General features: G+C 51.4%; 20 protein-coding genes, 1 tRNA gene and 2 rRNA genes. 17 read left to right on the top strand and 6 right to left on the bottom strand.

Translation table 11 applies throughout. The annotated features are described in order from the left end of the window. Positions 1-93: 93 nt before the first annotated feature. From rpsM to SK54_RS04110, 8 genes are all read left to right on the top strand, one after another. Entirely contained in the window at positions 94-450 is a 357-nt protein-coding gene (rpsM, locus tag SK54_RS04075) for a 30S ribosomal protein S13 (RefSeq protein WP_003863308.1), read from the top strand. A 16-nt stretch (positions 451-466) separates the two neighbouring features. Then, a complete protein-coding gene (rpsK, locus tag SK54_RS04080) occupies positions 467-856 on the top strand; it encodes a 30S ribosomal protein S11 (RefSeq protein WP_003863312.1) in 390 nt (129 codons plus the stop codon). Between the two features lie 32 nt (positions 857-888). Continuing rightward, a complete protein-coding gene (rpsD, locus tag SK54_RS04085) occupies positions 889-1509 on the top strand; it encodes a 30S ribosomal protein S4 (protein WP_003863314.1) in 621 nt (206 codons plus the stop codon). A 25-nt stretch (positions 1510-1534) separates the two neighbouring features. Next, on the top strand, positions 1535-2524 hold the full coding sequence (gene rpoA / locus SK54_RS04090; protein ID WP_002919219.1) for a DNA-directed RNA polymerase subunit alpha: 990 nt from the start codon (positions 1535-1537) through the stop codon (positions 2522-2524). A gap of 40 nt (positions 2525-2564) precedes the next feature. Continuing rightward, a complete protein-coding gene (rplQ, locus tag SK54_RS04095; protein WP_001216368.1) occupies positions 2565-2948 on the top strand; it encodes a 50S ribosomal protein L17 in 384 nt (127 codons plus the stop codon). Positions 2949-3055: 107 nt separating this feature from the next. Beyond that, entirely contained in the window at positions 3056-3424 is a 369-nt protein-coding gene (locus SK54_RS04100; RefSeq protein ID WP_023295520.1) for a DnaJ family domain-containing protein, read from the top strand. Positions 3425-3426: 2 nt separating this feature from the next. Further along, entirely contained in the window at positions 3427-3852 is a 426-nt protein-coding gene (gene zntR, locus SK54_RS04105) for a Zn(2+)-responsive transcriptional regulator (RefSeq protein ID WP_003863328.1), read from the top strand. A 57-nt stretch (positions 3853-3909) separates the two neighbouring features. Further along, positions 3910-4125 carry an alternative ribosome-rescue factor A gene (locus SK54_RS04110; RefSeq protein WP_017383729.1) on the top strand — a complete coding sequence of 72 codons (216 nt, stop codon included), beginning with the start codon at positions 3910-3912 and terminating at the stop codon, positions 4123-4125. Here the strand turns inward: SK54_RS04110 and mscL are convergent, their stop codons facing one another. The 5 genes from mscL to def form a co-directional block, all read right to left on the bottom strand. Next, positions 4126-4539 carry a large-conductance mechanosensitive channel protein MscL gene (mscL, locus tag SK54_RS04115; protein WP_003863335.1) on the bottom strand — a complete coding sequence of 138 codons (414 nt, stop codon included), beginning with the start codon at positions 4537-4539 and terminating at the stop codon, positions 4126-4128. A 146-nt stretch (positions 4540-4685) separates the two neighbouring features. Beyond that, positions 4686-6062: a Trk system potassium transporter TrkA gene (gene trkA / locus SK54_RS04120; protein WP_003863337.1), complete on the bottom strand. Its 1377-nt coding sequence runs from the start codon at positions 6060-6062 to the stop codon at positions 4686-4688. Positions 6063-6084: 22 nt separating this feature from the next. Next, entirely contained in the window at positions 6085-7371 is a 1287-nt protein-coding gene (gene rsmB, locus SK54_RS04125) for a 16S rRNA (cytosine(967)-C(5))-methyltransferase RsmB (RefSeq protein WP_048247929.1), read from the bottom strand. Between the two features lie 52 nt (positions 7372-7423). Next, positions 7424-8371 (bottom strand): methionyl-tRNA formyltransferase, encoded by a 948-nt coding sequence (gene fmt, locus SK54_RS04130; RefSeq protein ID WP_032104909.1) that lies wholly within the window; start codon positions 8369-8371, stop codon positions 7424-7426. A gap of 24 nt (positions 8372-8395) precedes the next feature. Continuing rightward, positions 8396-8905, bottom strand: a complete 510-nt coding sequence (gene def / locus SK54_RS04135; protein ID WP_015571402.1) for a peptide deformylase — start codon at positions 8903-8905, stop codon at positions 8396-8398. A gap of 127 nt (positions 8906-9032) precedes the next feature. Between def and dprA the strand changes: the two genes are divergently transcribed. The 6 genes from dprA to SK54_RS04165 are packed head-to-tail and all read left to right on the top strand — an operon-like array spanning position 9033 to position 12816. Continuing rightward, positions 9033-10157: a DNA-protecting protein DprA gene (gene dprA, locus SK54_RS04140; RefSeq protein ID WP_048246783.1), complete on the top strand. Its 1125-nt coding sequence runs from the start codon at positions 9033-9035 to the stop codon at positions 10155-10157. Further along, the gene (smg, locus tag SK54_RS04145; RefSeq protein WP_000460665.1) at positions 10129-10602 is read left to right on the top strand and encodes a DUF494 family protein Smg; all 474 of its coding nucleotides are present in this window, start codon (positions 10129-10131) and stop codon (positions 10600-10602) included. Before dprA ends, smg begins: the two co-directional genes overlap by 29 nt. A gap of 26 nt (positions 10603-10628) precedes the next feature. Further along, on the top strand, positions 10629-11183 hold the full coding sequence (locus SK54_RS04150; protein WP_017383725.1) for a DNA topoisomerase family protein: 555 nt from the start codon (positions 10629-10631) through the stop codon (positions 11181-11183). Further along, positions 11176-11748, top strand: a complete 573-nt coding sequence (gene tsaC, locus SK54_RS04155; RefSeq protein ID WP_017383724.1) for an L-threonylcarbamoyladenylate synthase type 1 TsaC — start codon at positions 11176-11178, stop codon at positions 11746-11748. The genes SK54_RS04150 and tsaC overlap by 8 nt, the downstream gene beginning before the upstream one ends. Positions 11749-11752: 4 nt before the next feature. Continuing rightward, the gene (gene aroE, locus SK54_RS04160) at positions 11753-12571 is read left to right on the top strand and encodes a shikimate dehydrogenase (protein ID WP_032104911.1); all 819 of its coding nucleotides are present in this window, start codon (positions 11753-11755) and stop codon (positions 12569-12571) included. Then, positions 12568-12816, top strand: coding sequence for a DUF1488 family protein (locus SK54_RS04165; RefSeq protein ID WP_015571398.1), 249 nt, complete (start codon positions 12568-12570; stop codon positions 12814-12816). The genes aroE and SK54_RS04165 overlap by 4 nt, the downstream gene beginning before the upstream one ends. Here the strand turns inward: SK54_RS04165 and SK54_RS04170 are convergent. Then, entirely contained in the window at positions 12792-13346 is a 555-nt protein-coding gene (locus SK54_RS04170) for a gamma carbonic anhydrase family protein (protein WP_023295516.1), read from the bottom strand. The two genes, SK54_RS04165 and SK54_RS04170, sit on opposite strands and share 25 nt — an antisense overlap. A 477-nt stretch (positions 13347-13823) precedes the next feature. On the opposite strand from SK54_RS04170, the gene SK54_RS04175 reads away from it, so the two are divergent. The 3 genes from SK54_RS04175 (at position 13824) to SK54_RS21715 (ending at position 17727) form a co-directional block, all read left to right on the top strand. Further along, positions 13824-15365 (top strand): 16S ribosomal RNA (locus SK54_RS04175). An 84-nt stretch (positions 15366-15449) separates the two neighbouring features. Continuing rightward, positions 15450-15525, top strand: a tRNA-Glu gene (locus tag SK54_RS04180). Positions 15526-15722: 197 nt separating this feature from the next. Further along, a 23S ribosomal RNA gene (locus SK54_RS21715) occupies positions 15723-17727 on the top strand. The 16S and 23S rRNA genes sit together here with 1 tRNA gene alongside, the layout of an rRNA operon. Positions 17728-17870: the final 143 nt, after the last annotated feature.

Here is a 17870-nt window from a genome sequence, read left to right on the forward strand (position 1 = left end):
CCAATCTTTTGTATGTCTGTACGTTTCCATTTGAGTATCCTGAAAACGGGCTTTTCAGCATGGTGCGTACATATTAAATAGTAGGAGTGCATAGTGGCCCGTATAGCAGGCATTAACATTCCTGATCAGAAACATGCTGTGATCGCATTAACTTCGATCTATGGCGTCGGCAAGACCCGTTCTAAAGCCATTCTGGCTGCAGCGGGTATCGCTGAAGATGTTAAGATCAGTGAGCTGTCTGAAGAACAAATCGACACGCTGCGTGACGAAGTTGCCAAATTTGTCGTTGAAGGTGATCTGCGCCGTGAAATCAGCATGAGCATCAAGCGCCTGATGGATCTTGGTTGCTATCGCGGTTTGCGTCATCGTCGTGGTCTGCCAGTGCGCGGTCAGCGTACTAAGACCAACGCACGTACCCGTAAGGGTCCGCGCAAACCGATCAAGAAATAATCGGGGTGATTGAATAATGGCAAAGGCACCAGTTCGTGCACGTAAACGTGTAAGAAAACAAGTCTCTGACGGCGTGGCTCATATCCATGCTTCTTTCAACAACACCATCGTTACTATTACTGATCGTCAGGGTAACGCATTGGGTTGGGCAACAGCCGGTGGTTCCGGTTTCCGTGGTTCTCGCAAATCCACTCCGTTCGCAGCTCAGGTTGCAGCAGAGCGTTGCGCTGAAGCCGTAAAAGAATACGGCATCAAGAATCTGGAAGTTATGGTTAAAGGTCCGGGTCCGGGTCGTGAATCTACTGTTCGCGCTCTGAACGCCGCTGGTTTCCGCATCACGAATATTACTGATGTGACTCCGATCCCTCATAACGGTTGTCGTCCGCCGAAAAAACGTCGCGTATAACGCTCGTTTTTTAGGTTAGTTGGAGATAGAAAATGGCAAGATATTTGGGTCCTAAGCTCAAGCTGAGCCGTCGTGAGGGCACCGACTTATTCCTTAAGTCTGGCGTTCGCGCGATCGATACCAAGTGTAAAATTGAACAAGCTCCTGGCCAGCACGGTGCGCGTAAACCGCGTCTGTCTGACTATGGTGTGCAGTTGCGTGAAAAGCAAAAAGTTCGCCGTATCTACGGTGTGCTGGAGCGTCAGTTCCGTAACTACTATAAAGAAGCAGCACGTCTGAAAGGCAACACAGGTGAAAACCTGCTGGCTCTGCTGGAAGGTCGTCTGGACAACGTTGTATACCGTATGGGCTTCGGCGCGACTCGTGCTGAATCACGCCAGCTGGTTAGCCATAAAGCAATCATGGTAAACGGTCGTGTTGTTAACATCGCTTCTTATCAGGTTAAAGCGAATGACGTTGTTAGCATTCGTGAGAAAGCGAAAAAGCAATCTCGCGTGAAAGCCGCTCTGGAGCTGGCTGAGCAGCGTGAAAAGCCAACCTGGCTGGAAGTTGATGCTGGCAAGATGGAAGGTACGTTCAAGCGTCAGCCAGAACGTTCTGATCTGTCTGCGGACATTAACGAACACCTGATCGTCGAGCTTTACTCCAAGTAAAGCTTAGTACCAAAGAGAGGACACAATGCAGGGTTCTGTGACAGAGTTTCTAAAACCGCGCCTGGTAGATATCGAGCAAGTGAGTTCGACGCACGCCAAGGTGACCCTTGAGCCTTTAGAGCGTGGCTTTGGCCATACTCTGGGTAACGCACTGCGCCGTATTCTGCTCTCATCGATGCCGGGTTGCGCGGTGACCGAGGTTGAGATTGATGGTGTACTTCATGAGTACAGCACCAAAGAAGGCGTTCAGGAAGATATCCTTGAAATCCTGCTCAACCTGAAAGGGCTGGCGGTGAGAGTTCAGGGTAAAGATGAAGTTATTCTTACTCTGAATAAATCTGGCATTGGCCCTGTGACTGCAGCCGACATCACCCACGACGGTGATGTTGAAATCGTCAAGCCGCAGCACGTGATCTGCCACCTGACCGATGAGAACGCAGCTATTAGCATGCGTATCAAAGTTCAGCGCGGTCGTGGTTATGTGCCGGCTTCTGCCCGAATTCATTCGGAAGAAGATGAGCGCCCAATCGGCCGTCTGCTGGTCGACGCATGTTACAGCCCTGTAGAGCGTATTGCCTACAATGTTGAAGCAGCGCGTGTAGAACAGCGTACCGACCTGGACAAGCTGGTCATCGAAATGGAAACCAATGGCACAATCGATCCTGAAGAGGCGATTCGTCGTGCGGCAACCATCCTGGCAGAACAACTGGAAGCTTTCGTTGACTTACGTGATGTACGTCAGCCGGAAGTGAAAGAAGAGAAACCAGAATTCGATCCGATCCTGCTGCGCCCTGTTGACGATCTGGAATTGACTGTCCGCTCTGCTAACTGCCTCAAGGCAGAAGCTATCCACTATATCGGTGATCTGGTACAGCGTACCGAGGTTGAGTTGCTGAAAACGCCGAACCTGGGTAAAAAATCTCTTACCGAGATTAAAGACGTGCTGGCTTCACGTGGTCTGTCTCTGGGCATGCGCCTGGAAAACTGGCCACCAGCAAGCATTGCTGACGAGTAACCGGATCACAGGTTAAGGTTTTACTGAGAAGGATAAGGTCATGCGCCATCGTAAGAGTGGTCGTCAACTGAACCGCAACAGCAGCCATCGCCAGGCTATGTTCCGCAACATGGCAGGTTCACTGGTTCGTCATGAAATCATCAAGACGACCCTGCCTAAAGCGAAAGAGCTGCGTCGCGTAGTTGAGCCGCTGATTACTCTTGCCAAGACTGACAGCGTTGCTAATCGTCGTCTGGCATTCGCCCGTACTCGTGATAACGAGATCGTGGCAAAACTGTTTAACGAACTGGGCCCGCGTTTCGCGAGCCGTGCCGGTGGTTACACTCGCATTCTGAAGTGTGGCTTCCGTGCAGGCGACAACGCGCCGATGGCTTACATCGAGCTGGTTGATCGTTCAGAGAAAGCAGAAGCTGCTGCAGAGTAATCTGTAGTAACGTAAAAAAACCCGCCTCGGCGGGTTTTTTTATATCCGCAGAATCTCCACTTATCTACAATGTCTGTATCTTTTCTGCTCATCCGCTGGAGTTCATTATGTGGTTGCTCGATCAGTGGGCTGAACGCCATATTTGCGATGCCCAAAACAAAGGCGAGTTCGAAAATCTTCCCGGCAGCGGTGAGCCGCTGATTCTGGACGATGATTCACATATTCCCCCTGAATTACGGGCCGGTTATCGCTTACTGAAAAACGCAGGTTGTTTACCGCCTGAACTTCAGCAACGCAATGAAGCCGTCGAGCTTGCCGATCTGCTTAAAGGCATTCATAAGAATGACCCGCGGTACTCCGAAATCAGTCGTCGGTTGGCGCTCATCGAGCTAAAACTGCGCCAGACGGGAATGAATACTGACTTTTTGCATGGTGAGTACAGTGAAAGGTTAATGCAAAAAATAAACGAGGAGTAGCCATGTACCGCATAGGTGAACTTGCGAAGCTTGCTAACGTAACGCCGGATACTATCCGCTACTACGAAAAGCAGCAGATGATCGATCATGAGGTCAGAACGGAAGGTGGATTTCGCCTTTATACGGATAACGACCTGCAACGCCTTCGTTTTATCCGCTATGCACGGCAACTCGGCTTCACGCTGGAGTCGATCCGTGAACTGCTGTCGATCCGTATCGATCCTGAACATCATACGTGTCAGGAATCTAAAAGCATCGTTCAGGCCCGGCTGGATGAAGTTGAAGGACGCATTCAGGAGCTGCAAGCTATGCAGCGATCTCTGCAAAGGTTAAATGACGCGTGCTGCGGTACCGCTCATAGCAGTGTTTATTGCTCAATACTGGAAGCTCTTGAACAGGGCGCCAGTAGTGAAACTCAGGGTTGTTGATTTTTTATCAGCCAGGGACTAGATTCCCGCCGACATTAACTATGCTCAGGAGAAATGATGAGCCGCTATCAGCATACTAAGGGACAAATTAAGGATAACGCCATTGAGGCATTGCTTCACGACCCGCTTTTCAGACAGCGTGTTGAGAAGAACAAGAAAGGAAAAGGGAGTTATCTACGTAAAGGTAAACATGCACAACGGGGTAACTGGGAGGCCAGTGGCAAGCAAGCTAATCGCTTTTTTACCACTGGCCTTTCTGTTTCTGTCGCCTGATTAAACGCGGTTGTTCTGCTCTTTTAACAGATCGCGAATTTCAGTCAGTAAGACTTCTTCTTTAGTTGGTGCTGGCGGGGCAGCAGCCGGTTCTTCTTTTTTACGGTTAAGTCTGTTGATAAGTTTGATCGCCATGAAAATGGCAAATGCCACGATCACGAAATCAAATACGTTCTGAATGAATACGCCATAGTGCATTACAACCGCAGGGATATCGCCCTGAGCCTCCCGAAGGGTGAAGGCGAACTGTTTGAAATCAATGCCTCCAATCAACAGTCCTAACGGCGGCATAATAATGTCGGCGACTAATGATGAAACGATCTTACCGAACGCCGCACCAATAATGACACCCACAGCCAAATCCACCACATTCCCGCGCATCGCAAATTCGCGAAACTCTTTAATAAAACTCATTATGTTCTCCTTGTGCCAGCTGACGCCTATAAGTTTAACAAATGATTAGCTAATTGCCATTGGGGATAAATAATCGTTATGAAAAATAAAAGGCATGAAAATTAGAAGGTTAATATTTGGGTGCTCTCGTCTGAGCACCCAAATCATTACAGGAAGAACGGGCTTGGCTGGAATAAACGCTCGACGTCGGTAATAAATTTTTTATCGGTCAGGAACATAATAACGTGGTCACCCTGCTCAATACGTAAATTATCATTGGCGATCATGACATCGTTACCTCGTACTACGGCGCCGATAATGGTGCCTGGTGGAAGTTTAATTTCGTCGATCGCGCGACCAACAACGCGCGACGTCGTTTCATCCCCATGAGCGACGGCTTCAATGGCTTCAGCAACACCACGACGAAGAGACGACACGCCGACAATATCCGCTTTACGTACATGGCTTAGCAGGGCAGAAATGGTGGCTTGCTGAGGCGAAATAGCAATATCAATTACGCTACCCTGTACCAGGTCGACATAAGCCTTACGCTGGATAAGCACCATTACTTTTTTCGCCCCCATACGTTTAGCGAGCATGGCGGACATAATATTCGCTTCGTCGTCGTTGGTGACGGCAATAAAAAGATCAACCTGATCGATATGCTCTTCGGCCAGCAATTCCTGATCCGAAGCATCGCCATAAAACACGATAGTATTCTGAAGCTTTTCAGCCAGCTCCGACGCGCGCTGTTGATCTCGTTCGATCAGCTTCACGCTGTAGTCTTTTTCCAGCCGTCTCGCCAGACCTGCGCCAATATTACCGCCGCCAACCAGCATAATACGTTTATACGGTTTTTCGAGACGCTGAAGTTCACTCATCACCGCACGGATATGCTGAGAAGCCGCAATAAAGAAGACTTCATCCCCGGCTTCGACAATGGTGGACCCTTGCGGACGAATAGGTCTGTCGTGACGGAAAATCGCCGCAACACGCGTATCGATATGTGGCATATGCTCGCGCATTGTCGACAGGGCATTACCAATCAGCGGGCCGCCGTAATAAGCCTTCACAACCGCCAGGCTTACTTTTCCTTCCGCAAAGTTCACAACCTGCAACGCGCCCGGGTACTCAATCAGACGATAAATACTGTCGATAACCAGCTGTTCAGGGGCAATAAGATGGTCGATAGGTACTGCTTCGGAATTAAACAGCTTTTCCGCATCCCGGACATAGTCCGGGGAGCGAATGCGGGCGATGCGGTTCGGTGTGTTGAAAAGCGAGTAGGCCACCTGACATGCAACCATGTTGGTTTCATCAGAACTGGTTACTGCAACCAGCATGTCGGCATCGTCCGCGCCCGCCTCCCGAAGCACACGTGGGTGAGAGCCGTGCCCCTGTACAACACGAAGATCAAACTTGTCCTGCAAAACGCGCAGGCGATCGCCATTGGTATCCACAATGGTGATATCGTTGTTTTCGCCCACGAGATTTTCCGCCAGCGTTCCGCCAACTTGCCCTGCGCCCAGAATGATAATTTTCATCTTTCGTGACCTGTTCTCAACATCACTCTTTGATTAGCTTAGCGTAAAAGAAACCATCACCCTCTTCTGCGCCCGGCAGGTTTTGCAGACCCGGGTGCTCAGGTGTTCCCGTATCATGCAGCGTAGCGTCCGGGGTGCGTTTCAGGAAAGCCGCAATTTGCTGACGGTTCTCTTCCGGAAGAACAGAGCAGGTTGCATACACCAGGGTTCCGCCGGGTTTGAGATGCGGCCAGATGGCATCCAGAATTTCGGATTGCAACTGGGCAAGCTCCTTGATATCACGATCGCGACGCAGCCATTTGATATCGGGATGACGACGAATCACGCCAGTTGCTGAGCAAGGGGCGTCCAGCAAAATACGATCGAACCTGGTATCACCACACCAGTCTGCGGGTTTACGTCCATCGCCTTGCTTAACCTGAGCTTTCATACCCAGACGCTTGAGGTTGTCATAGACGCGTGAAAGACGCTGCTCATCAACATCCACGGCCATCACGCTGGCCTGCGGCGCCACTTCCAGAATATGCGTTGTTTTCCCCCCTGGCGCTGCACAGAGATCAAGGATCTGCTCCCCGTCTTTCGGTTCAAGCCAGGTCATGCAGCCCTGAGCGGATGCGTCCTGTACCGTTACCCAGCCCTCTTCAAAACCGGGTAATGCATGTACCGGTGCAGGGGAGGCTAAACGAACCGCATCAGGATAAGCAGCATGTGTGAAGCCGCTCATTCCGGCCTCTTCCAGCAGGGCCAGCCATCCGTCGCGGGTATGATGGTTACGATTGACGCGTAACCACATCGGCGGACGTTGGTTATTGGCATCCACAATGTCTTGCCATTGCTGTGGGTAGGCTTTTTTAAGGCGATTCAGCAGCCATTCAGGGTGCAGGAAGCGCGCTTCGCTTTGCGCAAATTCTGCCAGCAGTTCGTCCTGCTGACGCTGGAACTGACGCAGCACGCCATTAATCAATCCTTTCAGCTGGGGACGTTTAATCGCAACGGCACCCTCCACTGTCTCAGCCAGCGCAGCATGAGGTGGAATGCGGGTATGAAGAAGCTGGTAGAAACCGACCATGATCAAATAATGCACGGTACGCTGCTTGCCGCTCATCGGGCGTGACATCAGCTTATTAATTAACCATTCAAGCTGAGAGAGGGTGCGCAGCACGCCAAAGCACAGCTCCTGAAGCAGTGCTTTGTCTTTATCGGAAACCTTTTGTTGCAGTGGAGGCAGGACATTACTCAGTGACTGGCCCTGCTCGATAACCTGCTCAACGGCCTGAGCCGCCATAGTGCGTAGATTTTGTCTTTTCATAACCGTAAAAATAAAAATGCCCGGAAACACCGGGCCTTAAGAGTAAATTTGTTCAGGCAAGGCGATTGCCAGGGATGAACCATTCACGACGGGAATTTAATAGATCCTGCGCGCTCATTGCCTTTTTACCGGCCGGTTGCAGCGATTCAAGATTCAGGATCCCTTCTCCGGTCGCAACCTGGATACCGTTTTTGCTGGCGTCGATAATCGTACCGGGCTCTGCCGAAGTATTGCCGTTAATAACTGAAGCTTTCCAGACTTTCACTGGCTGCTCATCAATCATCAACCAGCTCATCGGCCATGGATTAAAGGCGCGGATACAGCGTTCGAGTTGAGCTGCTGACAGGGACCAGTCGATCCGGGCTTCTTCTTTACTCAGTTTTTCAGCATAGGTCACCTGTGCCTCATCCTGCACTTCAGGTGACGCTGTATTGTCAGCAAGCTGTTGCAACGTCTCAATCAGCCCCTGCGGACCGAGATCCGCCAGCTTGTCATACAGCGTGGCGCTGGTATCTTCTGCGGTAATGGGACACGCCAGTTTATACAGCATGTCGCCCGTGTCTAAACCTACGTCCATCTTCATGATTGTCACGCCAGTTTCAGCATCGCCTGCCCACAGAGCGCGCTGAATAGGGGCTGCACCACGCCAGCGTGGGAGCAAGGAACCATGAACGTTAACACAGCCCAGGCGGGGCATATCGAGTACCGCTTTCGGCAGAATGAGGCCGTAAGCCACAACTACCATCACGTCAGCGTTCAGGTCTGCCACTAACTGCTGGTTTTCCTGAGGTCGTAATGATGCAGGCTGGAAAACCGGCAAACCATGCGTTTCTGCCAGCACTTTAACCGGGCCAGGCATCAATTTTTTACCGCGGCCAGCCGGACGATCAGGCTGAGTAAATACGCCAACAATCTGATGACCAGACGATAGCAGCGCGTCGAGATGACGCGCCGCAAAATCAGGGGTACCCGCGAAGATTATACGTAGTGATGTAGACACGTTATTCCTTGTATCCGGGGGGCGTTAAGCGCGAGAACGTAAACGATCCAGTTTCTCAACTTTCTGACGAATACGCTGTTGCTTCAGCGGTGAGAGGTAATCGATAAACAGCTTACCGACCAGGTGATCCATCTCATGCTGAATGCAAATCGCCAGCAGATCGTCGGCTTCCAGCTCAAACGGATTGCCGTCACGATCCAGTGCGCGGATTTTAACTTTTTCGGCACGTGGCACCAAAGCGCGCTGTTCAGGGATAGACAGACAGCCTTCCTCAATACCTGTTTCGCCGCTTTTTTCCAGCATCTCAGGGTTGATCAGCACCAGGCGCTCATCACGATTTTCAGAAACGTCGATCACAATAATACGTTTGTGAATGTCTACCTGGGTCGCGGCAAGGCCAATGCCTTCTTCAGCGTACATGGTATCGAACATATCATCGACGATACGCTGAATTTCTGCATTCACTTCTTTAACCGGTTCCGCGACGATGCGAAGGCGCTCGTCAGGAATATGTAACACTTGCAAAACTGCCATAAATTTCCAGAGTCGTGTTCAGGAGTTGATAAGAATATTACTTCTATTCTAGACAAATCCCCGGTCGATTGACAGCATCAGTGACCAATCGCAAAGATTGCTGAGGCTGCTTATGGCAGGGAAAAGGATGACGTCCACAGAGATATGGTTACGGCTTATAAACATCGGGTCGTTATACGGTGACGCGATGCTGGAGATTGCGCAGAGGCTGCTTCGCCAGGCAACCGTCGATGCTGAAGCTGTCAACGCGTCAGGGCTTTCGCCCAAACATGCCGTAAAGTTTTTTTCGTTCAGTGAGAGTGAGCTTGAACGTAGTCTGGAATGGCTGGAACACACCGACAACCACCTTCTCACAGCGGATGATCCTCGCTTTCCGCCATTGTTACGTTCTATACCTGATTTTCCCGGGGCGCTATTTGTGCGAGGCCGCGTTGACGTGCTTAATAGCATGCAGCTTGCGGTTGTGGGCAGCCGTGCGCCCTCGTGGTATGGCGAGCGGTGGGGGAAAATGCTGAGTGAACAGCTGTCCCAATGTGGCTTTACGATCACCAGTGGCCTGGCTTGCGGCATCGATGGTGTGGCACATCATGCGGCGTTGTCAGCAAAAGGGCAAAGTGTCGCCGTGCTTGGCAATGGTCTTTTTAGTCTCTATCCGCGTCGTCATCACATTCTGGCTGAGCAACTTATCGCTTCAGAGGGGGCGATAGTGTCTGAGTTTTCACTTTCGACATCGCCCAGACCGGGTAACTTTCCACGGCGTAACCGGATCATCAGTGGGTTAAGCCAGGGCGTGCTGGTGGTCGAAGCTGCGATTCGGAGTGGATCGCTGGTTACCGCAAGGTGCGCACTGGAGCAGGGGCGTGAAGTTTTTGCGCTACCCGGCCCGTTGGGGAACCCTGGCTGCGAAGGCCCTCACTGGCTGATAAAACAGGGGGCGACGCTGGTGACCTGTAAAGAGGATATCCTGGAAAATTTGCAATATGGATTGCATTGGTTGCAGGATGATCTCCAAAAGCGACATATTTCATCGGATCAGGAGGCAGTAGCATTGCCATTTCCCAAGCTCCTGGCTAACGTAGGAGATGAGGTAACACCTGTTGACGTTGTCGCTGAACGTGCCGGCCAACCTGTGCCAGTAACGGTAGCACAGCTACTCGAACTGGAGTTAGCAGGGTGGATCGCAGCTGTACCCGGCGGCTATGTCCGATTAAGGAGGGCATGCCATGTTCGACGTACTGATGTATTTGTTTGAGACTTACATCCACAACGAAGCAGAAATGCAGGTGGATCAGGACAAATTAACACGGGATCTGACCGACGCAGGTTTTGAGCGGGAAGATATTTATAATGCGTTGATGTGGCTGGATAAGTTGGCTGATTATCAGGACGGCCTCGCCGAACCGATGCAGCTTGCTTCTGACCCATTGTCTGTGCGCATCTATACAGCTGAAGAGTGTGAAAGGCTGGATGCCAGCTGCCGGGGATTCATTTTATTCCTCGAGCAGATTCAGGTGCTAAACCTCGAAACGAGAGAGATGGTGATAGAGCGCGTCATGGCGCTGGATACTGCTGAATTTGAACTGGAAGATCTCAAATGGGTGATCCTGATGGTTCTATTCAACATCCCAGGCTGTGAAAATGCCTATCAGCAAATGGAAGAATTACTCTTTGAAGTGAATGAAGGTATGCTGCATTAATTCTATGTGCAGCAACAAGAGTTGTTATGGCCAAATCAGCACTCTTCACGGTGCATAAAAACGAGCCCTGCCCACAGTGTGGGGCTGAACTTGTTATTCGGTCCGGGAAACACGGTCCGTTTCTCGGTTGTTCACACTATCCGGAATGTGATTATGTCCGTCCCCTGAAAAGCCAGGCGGACGGACATATCGTCAAAATTCTGGAGGGACAGCTTTGTCCACTCTGTGGCGGCGAACTGGCGCTGCGGCAGGGGCGGTTCGGGATGTTTATCGGATGCAGCCGCTATCCGGAATGTGAACATACGGAACAAATTGATAAACCAGATGAAACGGCAATTGCCTGCCCTCAGTGCCAGCGTGGTCAATTGGTGCAGCGCCGCTCTCGTTATGGCAAGACCTTCCATTCGTGCGATCGCTATCCTGAATGCCAGTTCGTTATCAATTTCAAACCAGTAGCGGGCGTCTGCCCTCATTGCGATTATCCGTTACTTATAGAAAAGAAAACCGCGCAAGGCTTGAAACGCTTTTGCGCCAGTAAACAATGTGGAAAGCCGGTTTCGGCGGATCAAATCAGTGAATAATAACCTGCCATCAGGCTCCATCGCGCAGGCGGTGGACATCCTGAAAAAAGAAGAAGTCATCGCCTATCCAACAGAAGCCGTTTTCGGGGTCGGGTGCGATCCTGACAGCGAAGTCGCCGTTAACCGTCTGCTGGCGCTAAAACAGCGGCCTGTCGAAAAAGGATTGATTTTGATCGCTGCGAACTACGAGCAGCTTAAGCCTTATATTGATGATTCCATGCTGACACCTGCACAGCGGGAAACCATTTTCTCTGCGTGGCCTGGTCCCGTGACGTTTGTTTTCCCTGCACAACCGACAACGCCGCGCTGGCTAACCGGGCGTTTCGATTCACTCGCGGTACGCGTTACCGACCATCCCTTGGTGGTGGAGTTATGCCAGGCATTTGGTAAACCCCTGGTTTCAACCAGCGCCAACCTGACCGGGCTTCCCCCTTGTCGGACAACAGAAGAAGTTCTGGCGCAGTTCGGGAATGATTTCCCTGTAGCCGTGGGTGAAACCGGGGGTCGTCTTAACCCGTCAGAAATTCGCGATGCCTTGACCGGCGAACGTTTTCGCCAGGGATAATGTTATGGAAACCTATGCTGTTTTTGGTAACCCGATCGCGCACAGCAAGTCGCCTCTGATCCATCAGCTGTTTGCAGAGCAATTGCAGATAGATCACCCGTATGGTCGGGTTCTTGCGCCTGTTGATGCATTTATACCGACGCTGAATAGCTTTTTTGATGCGGGTGGTAAAGGTGCGAACGTCACGGTGCCTTTTAAAGAAGAGGCTTTCGGGCGTGCGGATGAGCTGACCGAGCGTGCGTCGCTCGCTGGTGCCGTCAATACTCTTAAGCGGCTCGAAGATGGTCGCCTTCTGGGCGATAACACCGATGGCATAGGTTTACTCAGCGATCTGGAACGACTGTCGTTTATTAAACCAGGCTTTCGGATCCTGCTGATCGGCGCGGGTGGCGCGTCGCGCGGCGTATTGCTTCCTCTTCTTTCGCTGGATTGTGCGGTGACAATCACCAACCGTACCTTCTCCAGAGCAGAAGAGCTGGCGGCGTTGTTCGCACACACAGGCAGCGTAACTGCGGTAGCACTTGACGATCTCGCGAGTCACGAATTTGATCTTGTGATTAATGCCACCTCAAGCGGTATTAATGGAGAGATCCCGGCGATTCCTGCATCCCTGGTTCATTCCCACATCTACGCCTATGACATGTTTTATCAAAAAGGGAAAACGCCATTTCTGACCTGGTGTGAACAACAGGGGGCAAAACACGTGGCTGATGGTCTGGGCATGCTGGTGGGGCAGGCGGCTCATGCGGTGCTACTCTGGCATGGCGTGTTACCTGCTGTAGAACCGGTGATCGAAAAGCTGAAACAGGAACTGATGGCATGAATCAGGCGATTCATTTTCCCGACAGAGAAATCTGGGATGAAAATAAGCAAGCGGTTTGTTTCCCGGTGCTGGTGCATGGAATGCAGCTCACCTGTGCGATTAAAGGGGAGACGTTGCATCAGCGCTTTGGTGGTTCAGATCCGTTAGCGGTCTTTTGCGAAAATCGCTGGGATCTGGAAGAGGAAGCCAGCGATTTGATCCGCGATCAGCAGGAAGACGATCAGGGTTGGGTCTGGTTATCCTGATCCAGATAGTCATTCTTCCATTTAACGTAATTGTTCGCTGAGTATTTCAATCCTTCGATCTCCGCCTCTTTTAGGGGGCGGATCTGTTTAACCGGACTGCCTAAATAGAGATAGCCACTTTCCAGACGTTTGTTTTGCGGAACAAGGCTTCCTGCGCCAATCATTACGTCATCTTCTACTATGACGCCATCCAGCAAAATCGATCCCATCCCAACGAGCACCCTGTTACCGATTGTGCAGCCGTGGAGCATCACTTTATGACCGACGGTGACATCTTCCCCAATGATGAGCGGATTGCCCTCAGGGTTATAAGATGACTTATGAGTCACATGCAGCACGCTGCCGTCCTGAATATTGGTGCGTGCACCGATCGCAACGTAGTTAACATCGCCCCGGATCGCGACGAGTGGCCAGATGCTGACATCCTCGGCCATGCGAACATCACCAATGACCACGCTGCTGGTATCGATCATCACGCGATCGCCTTTTTGGGGGAACAGATCTTTATAAGGACGTAATACTGCAAACATATCTACCTCGATACAGATGAGCGCTATTAAAGAAGACTTTGATCGTATTCCTGGATCGAGGCAAGGCAAAATGCGTCAATTTTTAAGCGGATCGGGTGGGTTTTCAGCGAAAAGAACGGAAAATCATCAGTTGGAAAAAAAGATCTAAAAAATACTTGTGCTAAAAACTGGGATCCCTATAATGCGCCTCCATCGACACGGCGGATGTGAATCACTTCACAGACAACCCGGTCGGCTGAAGAGAAAAAATCCTGAAATAACGGGTTGACTCTGAAAGAGGAAAGCGTAATATACGCCACCTCGCAACGGTGAGCGAAAGCCGCGTTGCACTGCTCTTTAACAATTTATCAGACAATCTGTGTGGGCACTCAAAGTGACATGGATTCTTAATGTCTTCGGACACTAAATGAATACCAAGTCTCAACGAGTGAACACGTAATTCATTACGAAGTTTAATTCATTGAGCATCAAACTTTTAAATTGAAGAGTTTGATCATGGCTCAGATTGAACGCTGGCGGCAGGCCTAACACATGCAAGTCGAACGGTAACAGGAAGCAGCTTGCTGCTTCGCTGACGAGTGGCGGACGGGTGAGTAATGTCTGGGAAACTGCCTGATGGAGGGGGATAACTACTGGAAACGGTAGCTAATACCGCATAACGTCGCAAGACCAAAGAGGGGGACCTTCGGGCCTCTTGCCATCGGATGTGCCCAGATGGGATTAGCTAGTAGGTGGGGTAACGGCTCACCTAGGCGACGATCCCTAGCTGGTCTGAGAGGATGACCAGCCACACTGGAACTGAGACACGGTCCAGACTCCTACGGGAGGCAGCAGTGGGGAATATTGCACAATGGGCGCAAGCCTGATGCAGCCATGCCGCGTGTATGAAGAAGGCCTTCGGGTTGTAAAGTACTTTCAGCGGGGAGGAAGGCGATAAGGTTAATAACCTTGTCGATTGACGTTACCCGCAGAAGAAGCACCGGCTAACTCCGTGCCAGCAGCCGCGGTAATACGGAGGGTGCAAGCGTTAATCGGAATTACTGGGCGTAAAGCGCACGCAGGCGGTCTGTCAAGTCGGATGTGAAATCCCCGGGCTCAACCTGGGAACTGCATTCGAAACTGGCAGGCTAGAGTCTTGTAGAGGGGGGTAGAATTCCAGGTGTAGCGGTGAAATGCGTAGAGATCTGGAGGAATACCGGTGGCGAAGGCGGCCCCCTGGACAAAGACTGACGCTCAGGTGCGAAAGCGTGGGGAGCAAACAGGATTAGATACCCTGGTAGTCCACGCCGTAAACGATGTCGACTTGGAGGTTGTGCCCTTGAGGCGTGGCTTCCGGAGCTAACGCGTTAAGTCGACCGCCTGGGGAGTACGGCCGCAAGGTTAAAACTCAAATGAATTGACGGGGGCCCGCACAAGCGGTGGAGCATGTGGTTTAATTCGATGCAACGCGAAGAACCTTACCTACTCTTGACATCCAGAGAACTTTCCAGAGATGGATTGGTGCCTTCGGGAACTCTGAGACAGGTGCTGCATGGCTGTCGTCAGCTCGTGTTGTGAAATGTTGGGTTAAGTCCCGCAACGAGCGCAACCCTTATCCTTTGTTGCCAGCGGTCCGGCCGGGAACTCAAAGGAGACTGCCAGTGATAAACTGGAGGAAGGTGGGGATGACGTCAAGTCATCATGGCCCTTACGAGTAGGGCTACACACGTGCTACAATGGCGCATACAAAGAGAAGCGACCTCGCGAGAGCAAGCGGACCTCATAAAGTGCGTCGTAGTCCGGATTGGAGTCTGCAACTCGACTCCATGAAGTCGGAATCGCTAGTAATCGTGGATCAGAATGCCACGGTGAATACGTTCCCGGGCCTTGTACACACCGCCCGTCACACCATGGGAGTGGGTTGCAAAAGAAGTAGGTAGCTTAACCTTCGGGAGGGCGCTTACCACTTTGTGATTCATGACTGGGGTGAAGTCGTAACAAGGTAACCGTAGGGGAACCTGCGGTTGGATCACCTCCTTACCTTAAAGAACCTGCCTTTGCAGTGCTCACACAGATTGTCTGATGAAAAGTAAATAGCAAGGCGTCTTGCGATTGAGACTGTACGTCCCCTTCGTCTAGAGGCCCAGGACACCGCCCTTTCACGGCGGTAACAGGGGTTCGAATCCCCTAGGGGACGCCACTTGCTGGTTCGTGAGTGAAAGTCACCTGCCGTCATATCTCAAAACTGACTTGCGAGTCATGTTTGAGATATTTGCTCTTTAAAAATCTGGATCAAGCTGAAAATTGAAACGACACACAGCTCATGTGTGTTCGAGTCTCTCAAATTTTCGCAATCAGAAGATGAAACATCTTCGGGTTGTGAGGTTAAGCGACTAAGCGTACACGGTGGATGCCCTGGCAGTCAGAGGCGATGAAGGACGTGCTAATCTGCGAAAAGCGCCGGCGAGGTGATATGAACCCTTGACCCGGCGATGTCCGAATGGGGAAACCCAGTGCAATCCGTTGCACTATCGTTAACTGAATACATAGGTTAACGAGGCGAACCGGGGGAACTGAAACATCTAAGTACCCCGAGGAAAAGAAATCAACCGAGATTCCCCCAGTAGCGGCGAGCGAACGGGGAGCAGCCCGGAGTCTGAATCAGCTTGTGTGTTAGTGGAACGGTCTGGAAAGTCCGACGGTACAGGGTGATAGTCCCGTACACGAAAGCACACTTGCTGTGAACTCGAAGAGTAGGGCGGGACACGTGGTATCCTGTCTGAATATGGGGGGACCATCCTCCAAGGCTAAATACTCCTGACTGACCGATAGTGAACCAGTACCGTGAGGGAAAGGCGAAAAGAACCCCGGCGAGGGGAGTGAAAAAGAACCTGAAACCGTGTACGTACAAGCAGTGGGAGCCTCTTTATGGGGTGACTGCGTACCTTTTGTATAATGGGTCAGCGACTTATATTCTGTAGCAAGGTTAACCGTATAGGGGAGCCGAAGGGAAACCGAGTCTTAACTGGGCGTTAAGTTGCAGGGTATAGACCCGAAACCCGGTGATCTAGCCATGGGCAGGTTGAAGGTTGGGTAACACTAACTGGAGGACCGAACCGACTAATGTTGAAAAATTAGCGGATGACCTGTGGCTGGGGGTGAAAGGCCAATCAAACCGGGAGATAGCTGGTTCTCCCCGAAAGCTATTTAGGTAGCGCCTCGTGAACTCATCTTCGGGGGTAGAGCACTGTTTCGGCTAGGGGGCCATCCCGGCTTACCAACCCGATGCAAACTACGAATACCGAAGAATGTTATCACGGGAGACACACGGCGGGTGCTAACGTCCGTCGTGAAGAGGGAAACAACCCAGACCGCCAGCTAAGGTCCCAAAGTCATGGTTAAGTGGGAAACGATGTGGGAAGGCACAGACAGCCAGGATGTTGGCTTAGAAGCAGCCATCATTTAAAGAAAGCGTAATAGCTCACTGGTCGAGTCGGCCTGCGCGGAAGATGTAACGGGGCTAAACCATGCACCGAAGCTGCGGCAGCGACACTATGTGTTGTTGGGTAGGGGAGCGTTCTGTAAGCCGTTGAAGGTGTGCTGTGAGGCATGCTGGAGGTATCAGAAGTGCGAATGCTGACATAAGTAACGATAAAGCGGGTGAAAAGCCCGCTCGCCGGAAGACCAAGGGTTCCTGTCCAACGTTAATCGGGGCAGGGTGAGTCGACCCCTAAGGCGAGGCCGAAAGGCGTAGTCGATGGGAAACAGGTTAATATTCCTGTACTTGGTGTTACTGCGAAGGGGGGACGGAGAAGGCTATGTCAGCCGGGCGACGGTTGTCCCGGTTTAAGCATGTAGGCGGAGGTTCCAGGTAAATCCGGTACCTTATTAACGCTGAGGTGTGATGACGAGGCACTACGGTGCTGAAGTGATAAATGCCCTGCTTCCAGGAAAAGCCTCTAAGCATCAGGTAACACGAAATCGTACCCCAAACCGACACAGGTGGTCAGGTAGAGAATACCAAGGCGCTTGAGAGAACTCGGGTGAAGGAACTAGGCAAAATGGTGCCGTAACTTCGGGAGAAGGCACGCTGATGTGTAGGTGAAGCCCCTGCGGGCGGAGCTGAAATCAGTCGAAGATACCAGCTGGCTGCAACTGTTTATTAAAAACACAGCACTGTGCAAACACGAAAGTGGACGTATACGGTGTGACGCCTGCCCGGTGCCGGAAGGTTAATTGATGGGGTTAGCGGCAACGCGAAGCTCTTGATCGAAGCCCCGGTAAACGGCGGCCGTAACTATAACGGTCCTAAGGTAGCGAAATTCCTTGTCGGGTAAGTTCCGACCTGCACGAATGGCGTAATGATGGCCAGGCTGTCTCCACCCGAGACTCAGTGAAATTGAACTCGCTGTGAAGATGCAGTGTACCCGCGGCAAGACGGAAAGACCCCGTGAACCTTTACTATAGCTTGACACTGAACACTGGTCCTTGATGTGTAGGATAGGTGGGAGGCTTTGAAGCGTGGACGCCAGTCTGCGTGGAGCC

It is taken from the genome of Enterobacter sp. MGH120, from assembly GCF_001037725.1.
In the GTDB taxonomy this organism is placed as follows: Bacteria; Pseudomonadota; Gammaproteobacteria; order Enterobacterales; family Enterobacteriaceae; genus Enterobacter; species Enterobacter hormaechei_C.